Origin of the sequence: Labrys methylaminiphilus subsp. lupini (assembly GCF_051161885.1) — a bacterium.
In the GTDB taxonomy this organism is placed as follows: Bacteria; Pseudomonadota; Alphaproteobacteria; order Rhizobiales; family Labraceae; genus Labrys.
Genome location: NZ_JBMDIH010000001.1, coordinates 1,742,353 through 1,759,372, shown reverse-complemented (window position 1 = coordinate 1,759,372; position 17,020 = coordinate 1,742,353). Strand labels below are relative to the sequence as shown.

General features: G+C 62.0%; 15 protein-coding genes. 10 read left to right on the top strand and 5 right to left on the bottom strand.

From position 1 onward, the window contains the following. Positions 1 to 24 precede the first annotated feature (24 nt). The 3 genes from ACN6KF_RS08300 (at position 25) to ACN6KF_RS08290 (ending at position 3,317) form a co-directional block, all read left to right on the top strand. Complete coding sequence (locus tag ACN6KF_RS08300; RefSeq protein WP_434956393.1) at positions 25 to 1,452, top strand: AmpG family muropeptide MFS transporter; 1,428 nt, start codon at positions 25 to 27, stop codon at positions 1,450 to 1,452. A 321-nt stretch (positions 1,453 to 1,773) separates the two neighbouring features. Beyond that, positions 1,774 to 2,514, top strand: coding sequence for an invasion associated locus B family protein (locus tag ACN6KF_RS08295; protein WP_434956392.1), 741 nt, complete (start codon positions 1,774 to 1,776; stop codon positions 2,512 to 2,514). A 128-nt stretch (positions 2,515 to 2,642) separates the two neighbouring features. Continuing rightward, positions 2,643 to 3,317, top strand: coding sequence for an invasion associated locus B family protein (locus ACN6KF_RS08290; RefSeq protein ID WP_434956391.1), 675 nt, complete (start codon positions 2,643 to 2,645; stop codon positions 3,315 to 3,317). A gap of 103 nt (positions 3,318 to 3,420) precedes the next feature. Here ACN6KF_RS08290 and hspQ read toward each other — a convergent pair whose 3' ends face one another. The 3 genes from hspQ to ACN6KF_RS08275 all read right to left on the bottom strand — a co-directional run bounded on the left by hspQ (position 3,421) and on the right by ACN6KF_RS08275 (position 6,098). After that, complete coding sequence (gene hspQ / locus ACN6KF_RS08285; protein ID WP_434956390.1) at positions 3,421 to 3,753, bottom strand: heat shock protein HspQ; 333 nt, start codon at positions 3,751 to 3,753, stop codon at positions 3,421 to 3,423. Between the two features lie 185 nt (positions 3,754 to 3,938). Then, complete coding sequence (locus tag ACN6KF_RS08280) at positions 3,939 to 4,838, bottom strand: lysophospholipid acyltransferase family protein (RefSeq protein ID WP_434956389.1); 900 nt, start codon at positions 4,836 to 4,838, stop codon at positions 3,939 to 3,941. 66 nt (positions 4,839 to 4,904) lie between these two features. Continuing rightward, on the bottom strand, positions 4,905 to 6,098 hold the full coding sequence (locus ACN6KF_RS08275; RefSeq protein ID WP_434956388.1) for a UbiH/UbiF family hydroxylase: 1,194 nt from the start codon (positions 6,096 to 6,098) through the stop codon (positions 4,905 to 4,907). A gap of 122 nt (positions 6,099 to 6,220) precedes the next feature. Between ACN6KF_RS08275 and ACN6KF_RS08270 the strand changes: the two genes are divergently transcribed. The 7 genes from ACN6KF_RS08270 (at position 6,221) to ACN6KF_RS08240 (ending at position 14,460) form a co-directional block, all read left to right on the top strand. Then, positions 6,221 to 7,387: a D-alanyl-D-alanine carboxypeptidase family protein gene (locus tag ACN6KF_RS08270; RefSeq protein ID WP_434956387.1), complete on the top strand. Its 1,167-nt coding sequence runs from the start codon at positions 6,221 to 6,223 to the stop codon at positions 7,385 to 7,387. Next, positions 7,384 to 8,031, top strand: coding sequence for a dTMP kinase (gene tmk, locus ACN6KF_RS08265; protein WP_434956386.1), 648 nt, complete (start codon positions 7,384 to 7,386; stop codon positions 8,029 to 8,031). Before ACN6KF_RS08270 ends, tmk begins: the two co-directional genes overlap by 4 nt. Further along, on the top strand, positions 8,028 to 9,068 hold the full coding sequence (locus ACN6KF_RS08260; RefSeq protein WP_434956385.1) for a DNA polymerase III subunit delta': 1,041 nt from the start codon (positions 8,028 to 8,030) through the stop codon (positions 9,066 to 9,068). The genes tmk and ACN6KF_RS08260 overlap by 4 nt, the downstream gene beginning before the upstream one ends. 308 nt (positions 9,069 to 9,376) lie before the next feature. Continuing rightward, a complete protein-coding gene (metG, locus tag ACN6KF_RS08255) occupies positions 9,377 to 10,942 on the top strand; it encodes a methionine--tRNA ligase (protein WP_434956384.1) in 1,566 nt (521 codons plus the stop codon). A gap of 16 nt (positions 10,943 to 10,958) precedes the next feature. Next, the gene (locus ACN6KF_RS08250) at positions 10,959 to 11,759 is read left to right on the top strand and encodes a TatD family hydrolase (RefSeq protein WP_434956383.1); all 801 of its coding nucleotides are present in this window, start codon (positions 10,959 to 10,961) and stop codon (positions 11,757 to 11,759) included. A gap of 5 nt (positions 11,760 to 11,764) precedes the next feature. Beyond that, positions 11,765 to 12,586 (top strand): MBL fold metallo-hydrolase, encoded by an 822-nt coding sequence (locus tag ACN6KF_RS08245; protein WP_434956382.1) that lies wholly within the window; start codon positions 11,765 to 11,767, stop codon positions 12,584 to 12,586. Between the two features lie 221 nt (positions 12,587 to 12,807). After that, positions 12,808 to 14,460, top strand: a complete 1,653-nt coding sequence (locus tag ACN6KF_RS08240) for a Na/Pi cotransporter family protein (RefSeq protein WP_434956381.1) — start codon at positions 12,808 to 12,810, stop codon at positions 14,458 to 14,460. Between the two features lie 66 nt (positions 14,461 to 14,526). On the opposite strand, the gene ACN6KF_RS08235 is transcribed toward ACN6KF_RS08240, so the two are convergent. Beyond that, positions 14,527 to 15,768 (bottom strand): Zn-dependent hydrolase, encoded by a 1,242-nt coding sequence (locus ACN6KF_RS08235; RefSeq protein ID WP_434956380.1) that lies wholly within the window; start codon positions 15,766 to 15,768, stop codon positions 14,527 to 14,529. Then, positions 15,765 to 16,973: a diaminopropionate ammonia-lyase gene (locus ACN6KF_RS08230; protein WP_434956379.1), complete on the bottom strand. Its 1,209-nt coding sequence runs from the start codon at positions 16,971 to 16,973 to the stop codon at positions 15,765 to 15,767. The genes ACN6KF_RS08235 and ACN6KF_RS08230 overlap by 4 nt, the downstream gene beginning before the upstream one ends. Between the last annotated feature and the right edge of the window lie 47 nt (positions 16,974 to 17,020).

Below are 17,020 nucleotides of genomic sequence, written 5' to 3'. Positions count from 1 at the left end.
CGGGAACATCCGTCATCAAAGCATTTGGTCTGTCCGGCCCGGCGCTCCATAATCGTGGACATGATTCCCGGTCAAAAACTCCTCACGCTTCTGCGCGACATCGCCGCCGACAAGCGCCTCGCTTTCATGCTGTTGCTCGGCTTCAGCTCGGGCTTGCCCTTCCTGCTGGTGTTCTCGACACAATCGGCCAGGCTGCGTGAGGTCGGGATCACACGTACCGACATTGGCCTGATGTTTTACGCGACGCTGTTCTACAGCATCAAATTCCTCTGGGCTCCCTTGCTGGAGCGGTTCGACCCGCCCGTGCTGGGACGGATGGTCGGCCGGTGGCGCGGCTGGCTGCTGATCACGCAGATGGGCATCATCCTGGGCCTGTTCGGTCTCGCCAGCAGCAATCCGGCAAGCTCGCTGGGAATGACGATATTCTGGACAACCGTCACCGCATTCTTTGCCGCCAGCCAGGACGTGGTGATCGACGGCTGGCGCATCAACGTCATCCCGCGTGACCGCCAGGGCATCATGCTGGCGGTGTCCCAGCTTGGCTATCGCATCGGCATATTGTGCGCGGGAGCCGGCGCCCTTTATTTGGCTGAATATCTCGACTGGCAGGCGGCTTACGCCACGATGGCCGCATTGATGCTCATCGGCATCATGGCTGCCTTGTTTGCGCCCGATCCGCCAGCTGTCGAGAAAGAAACCCTCACGGACAAGCTCATTTCTGTATTCGAGGATGACAAGGCTCCCGGCCCGCAGGGCACATCCAACCGGCCAGATTGGCTGACCGCTTACAAGGAAGCGCTGAGCGACCTCTTCTTACGCCGCGGTTGGATCCTCGTGCCAATCATGTTGCTCATCGCGCTTTATCGCCTGCCGGACTTCCTGGCTGGCGTGATGTCCAACCCGCTCTATATCGATCTTGGCTTCTCCAAAGCCGAAATAGCCAATATTTCGAAGATTTATGGCTTCGCCATCGGCCTGACCGCTCCCTTTGTGGGCGGCTTTTGCATCTGGCGCTTTGGCCTGATGCCCTCGCTGCTTTTTGGAGGCATTGCCGCCGCCACCTCACATTTGAGTATGGCTCTTTTGGCAGCCAAGGGAGCGGATTCGAGCTATCTGGCTTTGGCGGTGAGCGTCGAAAGCTTTGCAGGCGGCTTCGCGGGAACGGCGCTGATGGCCTACATGTCCTCGCTGACGTCGCCCGCCTATGCCGCCAGCCAGTATGCCCTCCTGAGTTCGCTTTACGCCCTGCCAGGCAAGTTGCTGGCAGGCATGTCGGGGAAAATGGTCGATCTGTTCGGCTATTCCGTCTTTTTCTCGGCGACGTCGACGATCGGCTTGCCGGTTGCGATCCTCTGCCTGATCGTCTGGCGCTCGGCGGACAAGGAAGCCCCGGGCCACTCGAAGGAAGAACAGGAACAAGCGTCACTGGCGGGCGAGGGAGGGCGCCGTTGAGGAGCGCTGGCGTACGGCAAGCGAATCGCTGCTCTAGAGTAGGCAAGACGGTTTGCTTCCTGCGATTTTCGCAACTCGAATGCCAGATATAGCGGCGCTGGTCACGTTTTCTTCAATTTGTCATGCACAAGCTGCGACACCGTCGCCATAGGTTGTTTTCGAGGCTGGAAACCAGTGCCCGCTTCGTTTATGGACCTTTCCTGAAATCGTCATCTCGGTGCCTTCGTCGGCGATGAGAGACATTCAGCTTCATTGGTGCGTTGCCGACCCCGCGCTAGCCCAGCGCGTTGCGGCGGCGGACTTAGGACCCAAGGATTTTGCATGATGTCGTTCCGCCTCCTTGCGACTGCAGCTCTTGCGGCGCTCAGCCTCGCGGTGACACCCGCATTGGCACAGGAAACGCCTGCCAAGCCGGCCGCGCCCGCCACGAAGCCGAAGGCACCTGCAGCCAAGCCGGCGCAAAAGCCTGCAGCAGCCGCGCCCGCGGCAGCAGCGGCCGCCGCTGAGCCCGTTCCCGGCCTGGAAGGCGCGACCACTCCCGCCATCTCCAGCTCCCAACCTGACTGGGTGAAGCTGTGCCAGGCCGACCAGGCCAAGAAGGAAATCTGCCTGACCCGTCGTGACCTGCGGTCCGATACGGGGCAGACGATGATGACCGCCATCCTCATGCAGAACGTCACCGACAAGAAGCAACTCCTGCGCCTTGTCCTGCCCGTCGGCGCCCTCATTCAGCCTGGCGTCGGCCTCTATCTCGACAATACCGCTTTCGCCAGCGGCAAATATGCCGTCTGCTCTCCCGAAGGCTGCCTGGTCGAACTACCCATCGACGAGGCCCAGCTCAAGGCTCTTCGCGGTTCCAAGACCCTGGCGATCGCCTTCAAGACCCCCAACCAAGGCGTGCAACTGCCGCTCGGCACCGAGGGCTTTGCCAAGGCGCTCGACAACAAGCCGCTCGATCCCCAGTCGATCGTCGACGAGCAGAAGAAGCTGCAGCAGCAATTGCAGGATGCCGCCGAGAAGGCGCGCCAGCAGCTCAATGCCAATCCGGCGCCTGCTCAATAAGACCGCCTGGAGCAAAGCGCGTTCATGACTGAACGCTTGTTTGCTCTCACTCTTTGGTTCGACGCGTCTTTGCAATTCTTGGCGCGACCGCCAAATCGCAAAACGCTTTAGGAACAGGAACCCAGATTATGCGAAACTCACTGATCGCTGGCACCGCGGCAGCCTTGATCCTGTCGGCCGGAACCGCGCTGGCCCAGCAACAGCCCCAGCCTGCTGGCCAGCAGCCCGAATTGCCCAAATTCGACCAGCCCGAATGGACCAAGATCTGCGCCAAGACCCCGGACGGCAAGGACACGTGCCAAACCGTGCGCGATCTTCTGGCACCGACTGCAGCCTGGATGATGACCGCGCAGGTCGGCCAGGAGAAGGGCGGCAAGCCCAAGCTCACTGTGATCATTCCGGCGGGCGTTGTCCTTCCGCTGGGTGCCCGCGTCCTCGTCGATGACCAGACCCTCGACACCGCGAAATATCGCATCTGCACGGGACCGAGCTGCATCGCCGACATGCCCTTGAGCGACGCGAATGTCGCCAGCCTCAAGAAGGGCAAGAAACTGAAAGTGCAGGCGATCACCTTCCAGGGCCAGCCTATCGGTATGGATATCGGCCTGGATGGCCTCGGCAAGGCTCTCGATGGCCAGGGCATCGACCAAGCCGGTTATGCTGCCAAGCAGAAAGACTATGGCGAGAAGTTGCAGGCTATATTCCAGCCCCTCATCGATGCCCAGCGCAAGCAGCAGCAACAGCAGGGCGGCGGCGCCGCACCGGCCACACCGCCGGCTCAGCCGGCAGCGCCCGCGCAATAACATGACAAAAGGCCGACCTTCGGGTCGGCCTTTTCATATCGGAAACCGACCGGCTCACCCTAGATTGCGAAGGTCGCCGATGCTCTCCAGGCCGAGGGGCGTATCAGTGGCGCGTACCTGGTTTCAGCCGGTATCCACCCTCATTATCGCGGTCGAATAGCTCATCGATCTGCGTGTTCCGAACCGGACTGCCGCTGTCGTCGATCACCAGATTCTGTTCGGAGACATAGGCGACATATTCCGTCTCCTCATTCTCCGCGAACAGATGATAGAAGGGCTGGTCCTTGGAAGGGCGCACATCTTCCGGAATGGACTGCCACCATTCTTCCGTATTGGAGAATTCCGGATCGACGTCGAAGATGACGCCACGGAACGGATAGATGCGGTGGCGTACCACTTGACCGATAAAGAACTTTGCTTCCCGCGCTTTATTCATACGCTATTCAATCGTCATTTGCGCTCGGCAAACTTGCAATAGTGGTGCCTGCAAGCCGGGCGATACCGAAGCCCGCCACAACCGAACGAGCCTGCTATCCCGTTACCAGAATAGCAGTATTATCGTCAAAGTCGTCGAATATTTCATTAATTTCACACGCGAAACGGCGGACGATGCAGTTGCCGTCATCCCCAGCGTCGGTGTGCCCACATCCATTGTTCGGGATGCTCGCGGATCCACTGCTCGAACAGGACATGAATTCTGCGCGTCGCTTCGGCAATGTCGGCATCGCGGTCGGCGGTACGCGGCACATCGATAACCTCAGCCTCGATATAGAAATGCACACCGCCCGTGCGCACGCAACGCGCGGCGATCAGCTCGGCATCGTTGCTGCGCGCCAGCAAGGCGGGGAAGGGCGTAGTGGGGGCAGGGCGGCCGAAGAACGGGATCATGATGCCCCGGCGATCCCGCAGATCCGCCAGCAAGGCGACCGCACCGCCGTCTCGTACGATGCGCATCAATTTACGCGCAACGTCGTTGCCCTTGGGGAACAGACCGCGCGAATAACGATCTCGGCGGGCCAGCATGACATAATCGTCAACCTTGGGGTTCTTCATGCGCTGATAGACGCCCGCTGCCTTGATGCCGCGTACCAGGGTCGGATAGATCACCAGCTCCCAATTGCCGGTATGCAACGAGACGAAGACGCAGCCCCTGCCGGAGGTTTTCAGCGGATCGAGCTGGAGGCCGGCGCGGTCATCGATGCGGCCGGCCCGGACGATGCGTTCGCTGATCAGCGCTTCGGCGAAGGTCCGGCCGAGCTGCATCCACATGGCCCGTGCGATGGCCTCGATCTCTGCCCGCGATTTTTCGGGATAGGCCGCCGCAAGTTGGCGGAGGGCGCGCTCATGACGGCGCAGATGCGGTGCGACGAGGCACCAGATCGTCCCCATCAACCAGGATCCGAAGTCGATGGGCAATATATGCAACACGCCGGTAAGGCCACGCAATGCACTGTATTCGAAGGCGTATTTGATCCGCCGCATACGGCGTCGCCACCCCTTTTCGTCTGCGCCGCTCGTCACGATGCCTTCCGTCATTCTTACGATTTGTACGTCCCGCCGGCCATTGAAACCAGAAGCGGGAAGAATTCAATGCTCGGCTGCGCGAGCGAGCCCCTGGCGCATCATGACCCGTCTCAAGGGACCGACCCGCTCGAGCGCATAGAGCCCGAGGCCACGCAGGCCCTGCAGGGGGAAATGCCCTGACAGCAGCGAGCGGTTCAACAGATCGACTGCCGAGTGACGGGTCCCGATGTCGAGCCGCCTTGCCCTGGCATAAGCTTCGAGCACGCTGGCTTCGCCGGGATCGCGGGCTCCTTCCAGGGACCGGGTTCCTTCTAAGCACTTGGCGAGGGCCGCGATGTCGCGCAGCGTGAGGTTGAACCCCTGCGCCCCGATCGGGGGAAGCACATGTGCGGCCTCGCCGATGAGGGCGACCCGGTCGGCGGCCTGCGTTACCGCCACCACCGCGCTCATCGGCCAGAAGGATCGCCGGCCGTCTACCTGAACATGGCCAAGCAGGGCATGGCTCTGGATTTCTATGGCTCGGGAAAGGGCGGCATCATCCATCGCCCGTAATTCATCGGCCTTTTCGGGGGAGACCACCCAGACGAGGCTGGCCCGCTGTCCAGGCAGCGGCACAAGGGTGAAAGGACCGGACTCGGTATGGAACTCGGTGGAGATATCGTGGTGTGTCCGGCCGATCTTCAAATTGAGGGCCAGCGCGACCTGGGGATAGTCGTGGCTCCGCGTTTCGATCCCGGCAGCCTGCCGCACGAGGGAGGCGCGCCCATCGGCTGCGACAATGAGATCGGCGGCAAGATCAGGCTGCCCATCGAGTTTGAGAACGAGGCCGTTTGCGCCGGGTTCGGCGCTAAGCACCCGCACCGGCAGATGTTCGACACCGGCCTCATGCAGGCGCGCCTGAAGTATCCGGCTCAGAGCGCCATTGGGAATGTTCCAGCCGAAGGCTTCCAATCCGATCTCCTCGGCCTGGAAGGCGATCGGACGGGCACGCAGGAGGCGCTGCGTCGCATCGACGATGGACATCACCCGCAGCGGCGCCGCCTCGGGATGGCCCGCAATCCGAATGCCGGCCTTCGCCAGGGCCTGGATGCTGCCATCGAGCAGAGCCGTGGTGCGGGTATCGCCGGCATTGCCGGGTGGGCCGACCAGGGTGACCTCGAGGCCTTTTGCGGCAAGGACCGCTGCGCAGGCCAAGCCTGCGAGTCCAGCTCCCACGATGACGATCGGACGATGATTTGATTCACGATTGGCTGGCATGATGGCTAACGGAATTAGCGCTCCTTGAAGCGGACGTCACCTGTTTTCCGGATGCCGAATTCCGAGCACAATTGCACCGGATCGCGCGAATTTGGTAATATCGGGCAGAACGGACATCGGCGATGAAAAGGTTTGTCATCGGGTTATTTCTGGCGGCCGTCGCGCTGATGCCCTCGCTTCATGCGGAACCGTTCACCACGACCGCCCCCATCGCCCTCGTGATCGAGACCGGTTCGGGCACGGTCCTGCTCGACAAGAACGCCGACAAGCCGGTCGAACCTGCCGCCATGGCCAAGATCATGACCGTTGCCGTCGTCGCCGAGGCTCTGCGCAAGGGCCACGCTTCGCGAGAGACCGAATATCCGATTTCGGAGGACACCTGGCGCAAGGGCGGCGCGCCCTCAGGCAGTGCCACCATGTTCGCTGCGGTGAGGAGCCGGGTACGGGTCGAAGATCTCTTGCGCGGGGTGATGGTCCAGGCCGCCAATGATGCCTGTCTGGCGCTGTCGCAGGGCCTCACGGGCCAGCTCGATGGCCTAGTACCGCGCATGAACACGCTGGCCACCGAAATCGGTTTGCAGCACACGCAGTTTCGCAATGTCACAGGATTTGCCGATCCGGCCCAATTGACCACGGCACGGGATCTGGCCCGGCTGCTCGGCTGGCTCCGCCGAAACGAGCCGGACATCTATGCGATCTATCAGGAACGGGATTTCACCTGGAACAAGATACGGCAGACCAACCGCAATCCCCTGCTCACCCAGGGACTGGGGGTCGATGGGGGCGTTACCGGCGCCTCCGACACCGCAGGCTATGGCGTGGTCGTTTCGGCGCTTCACGGTGATCAGCACTTCATCATGGTACTGCACGGTCTTCAATCCAATGCCGAGCGAGCGATCGAAGCCAGGCGCGTCCTCGAATGGGCCGAAAATTCATTCCGCCCGCGTCTGGTCTTCTCCAAGGGGGAGATCGTGGGTGAGGCTACCGTCTATGGCGGCACGACCAACGCCGTGCCGGTTGCGGCCGATCGCGACATTTCCATGCTGGTGGACAACAACGGCGCCGAAAAACTCAGCGCCAAATTGCTCTATGACGGGCCGCTCGAGGCACCGGTGCAGAAAAATGCCGTCGTCGGTCGGCTCCAGATTTTGCGCGAGGGACAGATTTCGCTCGAAATTCCCCTGTATGCAATCGCCGATGTACCAGTCGGCAGTCTTCCCCAACGCGCATTCGGTGCTATCTACGAGCTTGGCATCGGATTGATACAGGGTGGGCACGACAAGCGATGAAGGGCCGGTTCATAACGTTCGAAGGCGGCGAAGGGGTGGGCAAATCCACCCAGATCCGCCGGTTGGCGGCATCCTTGAACGCCCTCGGCATCGAAACCCTGCTGACGCGCGAACCCGGGGGCTCCCCTGGTGCCGAGGAATTGCGTGAGGTGCTGCTTTCCGGCGGCGCCAAGCATTTTGGCCCCTTTGCCGAAACCATTTTGTTCTATGCGGCGCGCGACGACCATCTTAACACGACGATCAGGCCCGCCCTTGCCAGGGGGTTGTGGGTCCTGTGCGATCGCTTCATGGATTCGACCCGCGCCTATCAGGGCGTGCTCGGCGAGGTCGAGCCGGCCTTGATCCGCTCCATCGAACGCGTGGTCGTCGGCTCCACCGTCCCCGACCTCACGCTCATTCTCGACATGCCGGCCCGTGATGGGCTCGCCAGGGTTCGCTCCCGTGGCACGGCTATCGATCGCTTCGAAGGCGAGAGCCTGATTTTCCATGAAAAGCTGCGCGAGGCCTTCCTGGCCATCGCGGAATTCGAGCCCCGCCGCTGCGCCGTCGTCGACGCCTCCGCCTCACAGGATGAGGTCGCCGCGGCGATTCTCGGCGTCGTGAGAAAGAGGCTCGATCTCGATGCCACACAGGTGCTGGCATGAGCGAGCGTTTTGAAAGCGACATGCTGGCTGACAGCCCGCATCCGCGCGAAACCATGCAACTGATCGGCCAGGACAGAGCGGAGCAGGCGCTGCTGACCGCCTATCACTCGGGCCGCATCCATCATGCCTGGCTTTTGGGCGGGCCGGAAGGCATCGGCAAGGCGACGCTGGCCTACCGCATGGCCAAATTCGTACTGACCCATCCGGACCCTCATCACCTCGACGGGGCCACGAGCCTCTCGGTCGCCGCCAATGCAGCGCCCGCACGCCAGATCGTGTCGCAATCCCATGTCGATCTTGCGGTGTTGCGCCGTCTTCCCAACGACAAGACCAAGGGCTTCTATTCCAATATTCGTGTCGACGACGTGCGCAACGTGGTGCGTTTCCTCGGTTCGACCGCCGGGGCAGGGGGCTGGCGCATCGCCATCATCGATTCTGCCGAGGATCTGGCCAGGGAGGGCGCAAATGCCCTGCTCAAAGTGCTGGAGGAGCCGCCGCCGCGCGTGCTTTTTCTGATGATCTCGCATCAGCCGGCCCGCCTCCTGCCCACCATCCGCTCACGCTGCCGGCTGCTCACGCTCGATCCACTCGGCGAGGCCGATGTGCTCAGAGCCGCTGCGCAGGCGCGCCCGGATCTGTCCGAGGAAACGCTGGCCGCGGGGGCCGCCCTGGCGCAGGGCAGTGTAAGGCGAGCCCTGACCCTGGCAGACGGGGAGGGGGTGTCACTCCACCGTTCCCTCGCGGATCTGTTGGCCAAGCTGCCCCGCATCGATGTGGCTGCCGCCCATGCTCTCGCAGACCGCTGCGCCAACAAGGCCGGCGACGAGAATTTCGCGCTCCTGCTAGATTTCCTCGACGAGTGGCTGCATCAACGCCTGCTGGCAGCCCGCGACGAATCCGTGCCCCGCCTTGCACGCTGGGCACAGGTATGGGAGAAGGCCCGTCACGCTGCGCGTGACGTCGAAGCCTATAATCTCGACCGCAAACCTTTCGTGCTCGCGACCCTCGGCCTGCTCGCCGAAGCCTCCGCGGCCTAAGCCGGCCAGAGCTCGGCAATCCGCAGGGAAGTTGGGGTTCCAGGCATTTTTCGCCTGCCAGGGCCCAAAAACGCTCGTAGCGACAGTCACCAGAGCAAAGCACGTTGCGACGGAAACGCTGCTTTGCTCTAACTCTTTGGTTAGACGTGTTTTTGCGATTCTCGGCGCTTTCGCCAAATCGCAAAACGCTTTCGGCATTTTCCGGCGAAAAGTCTCCCAACTTTACCCGAAAATGCTCTACATCAGGAATCCCTGATGCGCGGCCTGGCTGGCGGTGTCGCGCATCGTTGTCAGGAAAAGCGTCATCGATGGCCGAGAAAGACACCTATTACATCACCACGGCGATCTCCTATCCCAATGGCAAGCCCCATATCGGGCATGCCTATGAGTTGATCGCAACCGATGCCATCGCCCGTTTCAAGCGGCTCGACGGGAACGAGGTGTTCTTCCTGACCGGTACCGACGAGCATGGCCAGAAGATGCTGCAGACAGCAGCCAAGCAAGGCAGCACGGCCCAGGCACTGGCAGACCAGAACTCGGAATATTTCCGCGAGATGGCCAAGACGCTCAATGCGTCGAACGACGATTTCATCCGTACCAGCGAGGAACGCCACTACCGCGCCTGCCAGGAGATCTGGCGCCGGATGGAGGCGGCGGGCGACATCTACCTGTCCAAATATTCGGGCTGGTATTCGGTGCGCGACGAAGCTTTCTTCGACGAGAAGGACCTGGCGCTCAATTCGGACGGCTCCCGCACGGTGATCGAGACCGGCGCCAAGGTGGAATGGGTGGAGGAAGAGAGCTATTTCTTCCGCCTCTCCGCCTATCAGGATCGCCTGCTCAAGCACTATGAGAGCCATCCCGGCTTCATCGGCCCGGAAGAGCGCCGCAACGAGATCATGAGCTTCGTGCGCTCGGGCCTGCGTGACCTTTCCATCAGCCGTACCACCTTCGACTGGGGCGTGCCGGTTCCCGGCAACCCAAAGCATGTCATGTATGTCTGGGTCGATGCCCTCACCAATTACCTGACGGCGACGGGCTTTCCGGAGACGGATACCGAACGCTCGAAATTCTGGCCAGCCAGCGTGCACATCATCGGCAAGGATATCGTGCGCTTCCATACGGTGTATTGGCCGGCTTTCCTGATGTCGGCGGGTCTGCCTTTGCCGCATCGCGTCTTCGGCCATGGCTTCCTGTTCAACCGCGGCGAGAAGATGTCGAAATCGGTCGGCAACGTGATCGATCCGTTCACGCTTGCCGAGCATTACGGCGTCGACCAGCTGCGCTACTTCTTCCTGCGCGAAGTTCCCTTCGGCCAGGATGGCAATTATTCGCATGAGGCGATCGTCAACCGCATCAATGCCGACCTCGCCAATGATTTCGGTAATCTGGCCAATCGCTGCCTGAAGATGATCGCGGCCAATTGCGGCGGCAAGGTACCGAGCCCCGGCGATTTCCTGCCCTCCGACGAGCAATTGCTGAAGACAGCGGACAACCTCATCTGGCAGGCGCGCGACTCCATCTTCAATTTCGCCCTGCATTCCATCCTCGCCGATCTGTGGAGCGTGGTGGGCGAAGCGAACCGCTATTTTGCTGCCGAAGAACCGTGGAAGCTGAAGACCAGCAACCCGGCCCGCATGGAAACCGCGCTCTATGTCACCGCCGAGGTGGTTCGCCAGATCGCCATCCTCGCCCAGCCGGTGATCCCGACCGGCGCGGCGCGCATGCTCGACCTCCTGGCTGTGCCTGAAGATGCCCGTGACTTCGATCACCTCGGCGTTGACGGCCGTTTGTCGCCGGATGTTGCCTTGCCAGCGCCCGAAGCTGTCTTCCCCCGCTATGTCGAAGCGACTGACAGCGCGGGCAAGGCGTAAAGTTGTTTGGTAAGCCATGCTGATCGATAGCCATTGCCATCTCGACTTCCCGGACCTGCAGGCCGAGATCGACGACGTCGTTGCGCGTGCCCGCAAGACCGGAGTGGGACGCATGATCACCATCTCCACCCGCATCCGCCAGTTCGAGAAAATCAAGGCGCTGATCGAGACCTACGACGATGTCTTCGGCTCGATCGGCACGCACTGCCTGCATGCCCATGAAGAAGACGATATTCCCCTAGAGACCATCCTGGAACTCGCCGCCCATCCCAAGGTGGTGGCGATCGGCGAGGCCGGGCTGGACTATCACTATGACTATGCGCCGCGCGATGTGCAGGCGCGCGGCTTTCGCAAGCATATCGCCGCGGCTCGGCTCACCGGACTGCCGCTCGTGATCCATGCCCGCCAGGCTGACCAGGACATCGGCGACATTCTCGAAGAGGAAATGGGGAAGGGCGCTTTCAGCGCCGTCCTCCATTGCTACTCGTCGGGCCCCGAACTGGCTCGCCGGGGGCTTGGGCTCGGCTTCTACGTTTCCTTCTCCGGCATCCTCACTTTCAAATCGGCCGAGGAGATCCGGGACATCGCCCGCCTCGTCCCCCATGACCGTCTGCTGGTGGAAACGGACGCTCCCTATCTGGCGCCCATGCCGTTCCGCGGCAAACGCAACGAGCCGGCCTATGTAGCCAACACGGCGCGGGTTCTGGCCGATACTATCGGCCTGAGCGAGAGCGAGGTCGCACGGCAGACCAGTGAAAACGCCTTTCGTCTCTTCACCAAAATGCCTCGTCCCGACGGCATCAAGGCGGCAGCCTGACGCCGATGACGTTGATTGCGACATTATTGGGCTGCGGTTCCTCCGGCGGCGTCCCCCGCGTCGGGTTTGGCTGGGGCAGTTGCGATCCCGCCGACCCCCGAAACCGGCGTCGGCGCTGTGCCTTGCTGCTTGAACAGGACAGGGCAGAGGGCGGCCGCACCACGGTGCTGATCGATACCGGCGCTGACATGCGCCAGCAATTGCTGGATGCCGAGGTAAAGGCGGTCGATGGCGTACTCTACACCCACGACCATGCCGACCATACCCACGGCATCGACGATCTGCGCGTGCTGGCGCTCTACCAGCGCAGCCTCGTCGACGTCTATGCCGACAAACGCACCGCCGCCTTGCTGCGCAGCCGCTTCGACTATTGCTTCGAGACGCCGCAGGGGTCGTCCTATCCTCCCATCCTGACACTCAACACCATCACGATTGGACAAGCCGTCAGTATCGGCGGCGCCGGAGGCTCAATCACGGCCTTGCCGTTCGAGCAGGATCACGGCGACATCCAATCCCTGGGCTTCAGGATCGACGATTTCGCTTATTCCAGCGATATCAATGGTCTGCCGAAAGAAAGCGAAGCATTGCTGGAGGGCCTCGACACCTGGATCGTCGATGCTCTTCGTCCTACGCCGCATCCCAGCCATTGGTCGTTGCCGGAAACGCTGGCCTGGATCGAGAAACTGAAACCGCGGCGCGCCATCCTGACCAACATGCATACGGACATGGACTATCAGACCCTGCGGCGCACCCTGCCGGAAGGCGTTGAGCCGGGCTATGACGGCATGCGTATCGAACTGGCGCTGCCGAGAGCAAAACGCGTTTAGACGGAAACATGCTGCTCACGCTCTTTCGTTCCAAGCCAATCCAACGGATTGGCTGAAGCGTCTTTGTGATTCCTGGCGTGACCGCCAAATCGCAAAACGCTCTGGAACAAATTGACCGCACGCGTCGAAATGTGACGTTGATGTTCATGCTATTTCAATTGCTTATGTGATAGATTCGTCCGTCTTGTCACCAAGGGGATTCGTCCTAAGGAATTGTTCGGTTGGCTGGTCAGCACGTTTTTCTCAATCTTCTCGCCGGTATCGCACTTCTGATCTGGTCCACTCGTCTGGTGAAGACAGGCATCATGCGGGCCTTCGGGGAACGATTGCGTGGTGTGATTTCGCGCGCCACCTCCAACCGCTTTTCGGCTTGCCTGGCCGGAGCGGGGGTGGCCGCAGCCCTTCAGAGTTCGACCGGCTCGACTCTTCTGGTGATGTCCTTCGTCGAACGGGGCTTCCTCACGCTCGGCATGGCCCTGGCCGTGCTGCTGGGCAGCAATGTCGGTACCACGCTCGTGGTCCAGGCCCTATCCTTCGATCTTTCCGCCCTGATGCCGGTTCTGCTGATCGCCGGCGTGGCCGCGTTCATGCTCGGGCGTTCATCCGTCTCGCAGAACGTCGGCCGCGCCATGATCGGCCTGGGCCTGATGATCCTGTCGCTGCATCTGGTCGTCGGGATCGCCGAGCCGATCCGCCAGAGCGAAATCATGACGCTGATCTTCGAGCGCCTCAACGGCCAGCCCTGGGCCGCACTGCTGATCGGCGCCGCGCTGGCCTGGCTGGTGCATTCGAGCGTGGCTATCCTGCTTCTGGTGATGTCGCTCACCGGGGCAGGGGTCGTGGGCATTCCGCTCGGCCTTGCCCTGGTGCTGGGTGCCAATATCGGCTCCGGGCTCGCACCGCTGGGCCTGTCCCTGACAGCGCCGATTGAAGTCCGGCGCGCTTTGTTCGGCAATCTCGGTACCCGAGTGGTCGGAGCCGTCGTGCTGCTGCCACTGATCGGCCTCATCCAGCCCTGGCTGGCGCAGCTGGAGGCCTCGGGAGCCCGCCAGATCGCCAATTTCCATGTCGGCTTCAATCTGCTGCTCCTGGTCGTCTTCCTTCCCTTCATCGACCAGACCGCCCGCCTGCTCGAAAGACTGGTGAAGGCCCCGGAGGCGCCGATCGGCGAGCGCCCCTCGCCGGTTCTCGACGAGGGAGACTTCGACAGTCCCTCGGTCGCGCTGGTCGCGGCCTCGCGCGAGGTGATCAGGCTGGCTGAGCTCGTTGAGATCATGCTGCGGGAATCGATCATAACCTTCGAGGAGAACGACGATTCCCGGCGCAAGCAGATCAGCCAGCTCGACTATCAGGTCGACCGGCTGCAGGAGAACATCAAGCTTTATCTGACACGACTGACGCGCACGCCGCTCGACAAGGATATGAGCCGCAAAGCATTCGAACTCATCCTGTTCACCACCAATCTCGAACATGTTGGTGACATTCTCGACAAGACCCTGCTGGAATTGGCGGCCAAGAAGCAGCGGCTCAATTTGAGCTTCTCGAGCGAGGGCTGGGCCGAGATCAAGGCCATGCATCGCGAAGTGGTGGCACAGATGCGGCTCGCCATCACGGTGTTCATGACCCAGGATCCCGTCATGGCTCGCCAATTGGTGGTCGCCAAGGATCATATCCGCAATTTCGAACGCTCGGCGGCAGAGAGCCACCTCAACCGCCTGCGTGCCGGCACGCTAGCCTCGATCGAGACCAGCTCGCTGCATATGGACGTCATCCGCGACCTCAAGCGCATCGTCGCGCATCTGACCGCTGTGGCCTATCCGATCCTCGAGGCGGCGGGCGAGCTTTCGACCTCCCGCCTCAAGGATGCCGGATAAAATCTTTTTCTATCCAATAGGATAAATCGACTTTCTCATAAAAGAGGTAGGCAGCCTGAGCCGCAATCAGCCTGGTGCGGCCGTGAGATTTCGCACCACGTCGAGGAGCACGGCCGCACCGGCAACCAGATCCGCATCAGGCGTGAACTCCTTGGGATTGTGGCTGATTCCGGCGATGCTGGGCACGAAGATCATGGCTGAAGGTGCTATCCGCGCCATCATCTGCGCGTCGTGCCCGGCACCGGAAGTCATCCGACGGCAGCGCAGGCCATTCCGGCCTGCAGCCTGTTCGATCTGCTCCACCAGCCCATTGTCGAACACCACCGGTTCGAACCGGGCGAGACGCTCGGCGCAGATCGTGACGCCCTCCGACCGGGCCAGCACCTCCAGGAACGAGGCGAGGTCACTTTCCGCCTCGCGCAGGCGCGTTTCATCGGGATCGCGCAGGTCCACGGTGAGGATCGCCCGTGCCGGGATGACGTTGATGGCATTCGGCTCGAACCGAAGACTACCGACGGTCGCCACTGACGGTGTATTGGCGGCAACAGCCTTTTCGCGCAGAAAGGTTATCACGCGTGCGGCGGCATGGCCGGCATCATGGCGCAGGGACATCGGGGTGGTGCCGGCGTGATTGGCGACACCCTCGATGGTGATGCGCTGCCAGGAGATGGCCTGAAGCGTCTCGACGGCGCCGATGGCCAGGCCTTCGCGTTCGAGCACCGGACCTTGCTCGATGTGAAGCTCCAGATAGGCATGCGGCTTCAGGAATCCCGGCTCCAATTCGCCCGCATAGCCGATCCGCCGCAACTCGTCGCCAAGCCTGGTCCCATCGGTGCCGATGGAGGCCAGCGCCTCCTCGATCGACAATCCCCCGGCATGGACGAGGGAACCCATCATATCGGGCGCGTATCGCACGCCCTCCTCATTGGTGAAGGCGGCTACGGCGATCGGTCGACTTGGGCGCCAGCCCGATGATTTCAGCGTCTCGATCACTTCGAGACCCGCCAATACGCCGTAGCAGCCATCATAGATCCCCGCATCGATGACGGTGTCGATGTGGGAGCCGAGCAGAAGCGGTGCCTCGTCCGGCACGCTCTCCGGCCGCCAGATGCCGAAGATATTGCCGATCCTGTCGATCCCAACATCGAGGCCCGCTTCGTCGAGCCACCCCATCAGGCTGTCGCGTCCCGCCTTGTCGGCATCGGACGCTGCCAATCGGACCAATTGACCGTTTTCGCCCCGGCCGATCGTCCCAAGGCTGCGCAATCGCTCGAGCAGACGCTCGGCTTGGATGGAGTTCTCGCTCATACCCGATGCTCCGCGCCTGCCATCTGCACATCCTCCGGCCCGAGGCCGACCAATTCACGGTAACGCGCGGGATCGGTGGCGCCTTCACTGTTGATCATCAGGATGCGAGCATCGCTATCCAGGCCGAACGTCCGACGCATGGCTTCGTCTCCAGCGGCCTGGAGCAAGCCAGCAAGACCGGCTGCTCCGCTCTCGCCGGCGACAATGGCCGGATCGCCCGGCAAAGGCCGCGCCAGGCTGTTCATCGCCGCAATCGCCTCCTCGTCCTCCACCGTCATGAAGGCATCCGCCACGCGGGCCAGGATCCGCCACGCGACCTGGGAGGGTTCGTAGCATTCCAGCATCGCCATCACCGTGGGAGCGCCATGGCTGACCTTTACGGGACGGCCGGCCTTAGCACTGGCGAAGATACAGGCCGAGAGAGTGGGCTCGACCACCACCAGTTTCGGTCTGTGTGTTCCGAGGACGAGTGCGGCATGGCCACCGAGCGCCGCCGCAATGCCGCCGACACCGGCCTGAACGAACAAATGGGTTGGCGGCTCGCGCATCTGTCGCAAGGCCTCGCGCAAGATGGTGGTATAGCCCTGCATCACCAGACCCGGGATACGCTCATAGCCCTCCCAGGAGGTATCCGAGACGACAGTCCAGCCCTTGGTTTCACTGACACGGGCGGCCTCGGTTACGGATTCATCATAGGTACCGTCCACGCGCATGATTTCCGCCCCGAAAGCGGCGATCGCCGCCACGCGCCCCGGGCTAACGCCGCCATGCACGAAAATCACGGCCTTCGCCCCGACGAAGCGGGCTCCTTGCGCCACGGAGCGGCCATGATTGCCATCGGTCGCGCAGGCGAAGATCATCCCGGCGGCAACCGACCTGACGTCGGCCTGGCCGAGTTCGGAGTAGTCGATCTGCCGCCCCAATAGCAGGCAGGCCCTCTCGATCACTAGCCGCACCACGGCATAAGCTCCGCCAAGAGCCTTGAAACTACAAAGACCTAGACGATGCGCCTCATCTTTCACAAGGAGTTCGCCGATGCCGAGCCGCGCCGCAAGCGCGGACAAAGAGAGCAGGGGAGTCGGGCGATGATCGGCACGGACGGCCAGGAAACGCTCGACTTCGTCAGCCCCGTCGTCCCCCAATATGGCACTGTCGCCGACGAGGAGCGGGGAGCGATGATGAGGACCGGCATTGGCGAGAAACATCGTTGGATCTCCAATTTCCAGGCGCAATCCTATTGCGCATCGGGCGA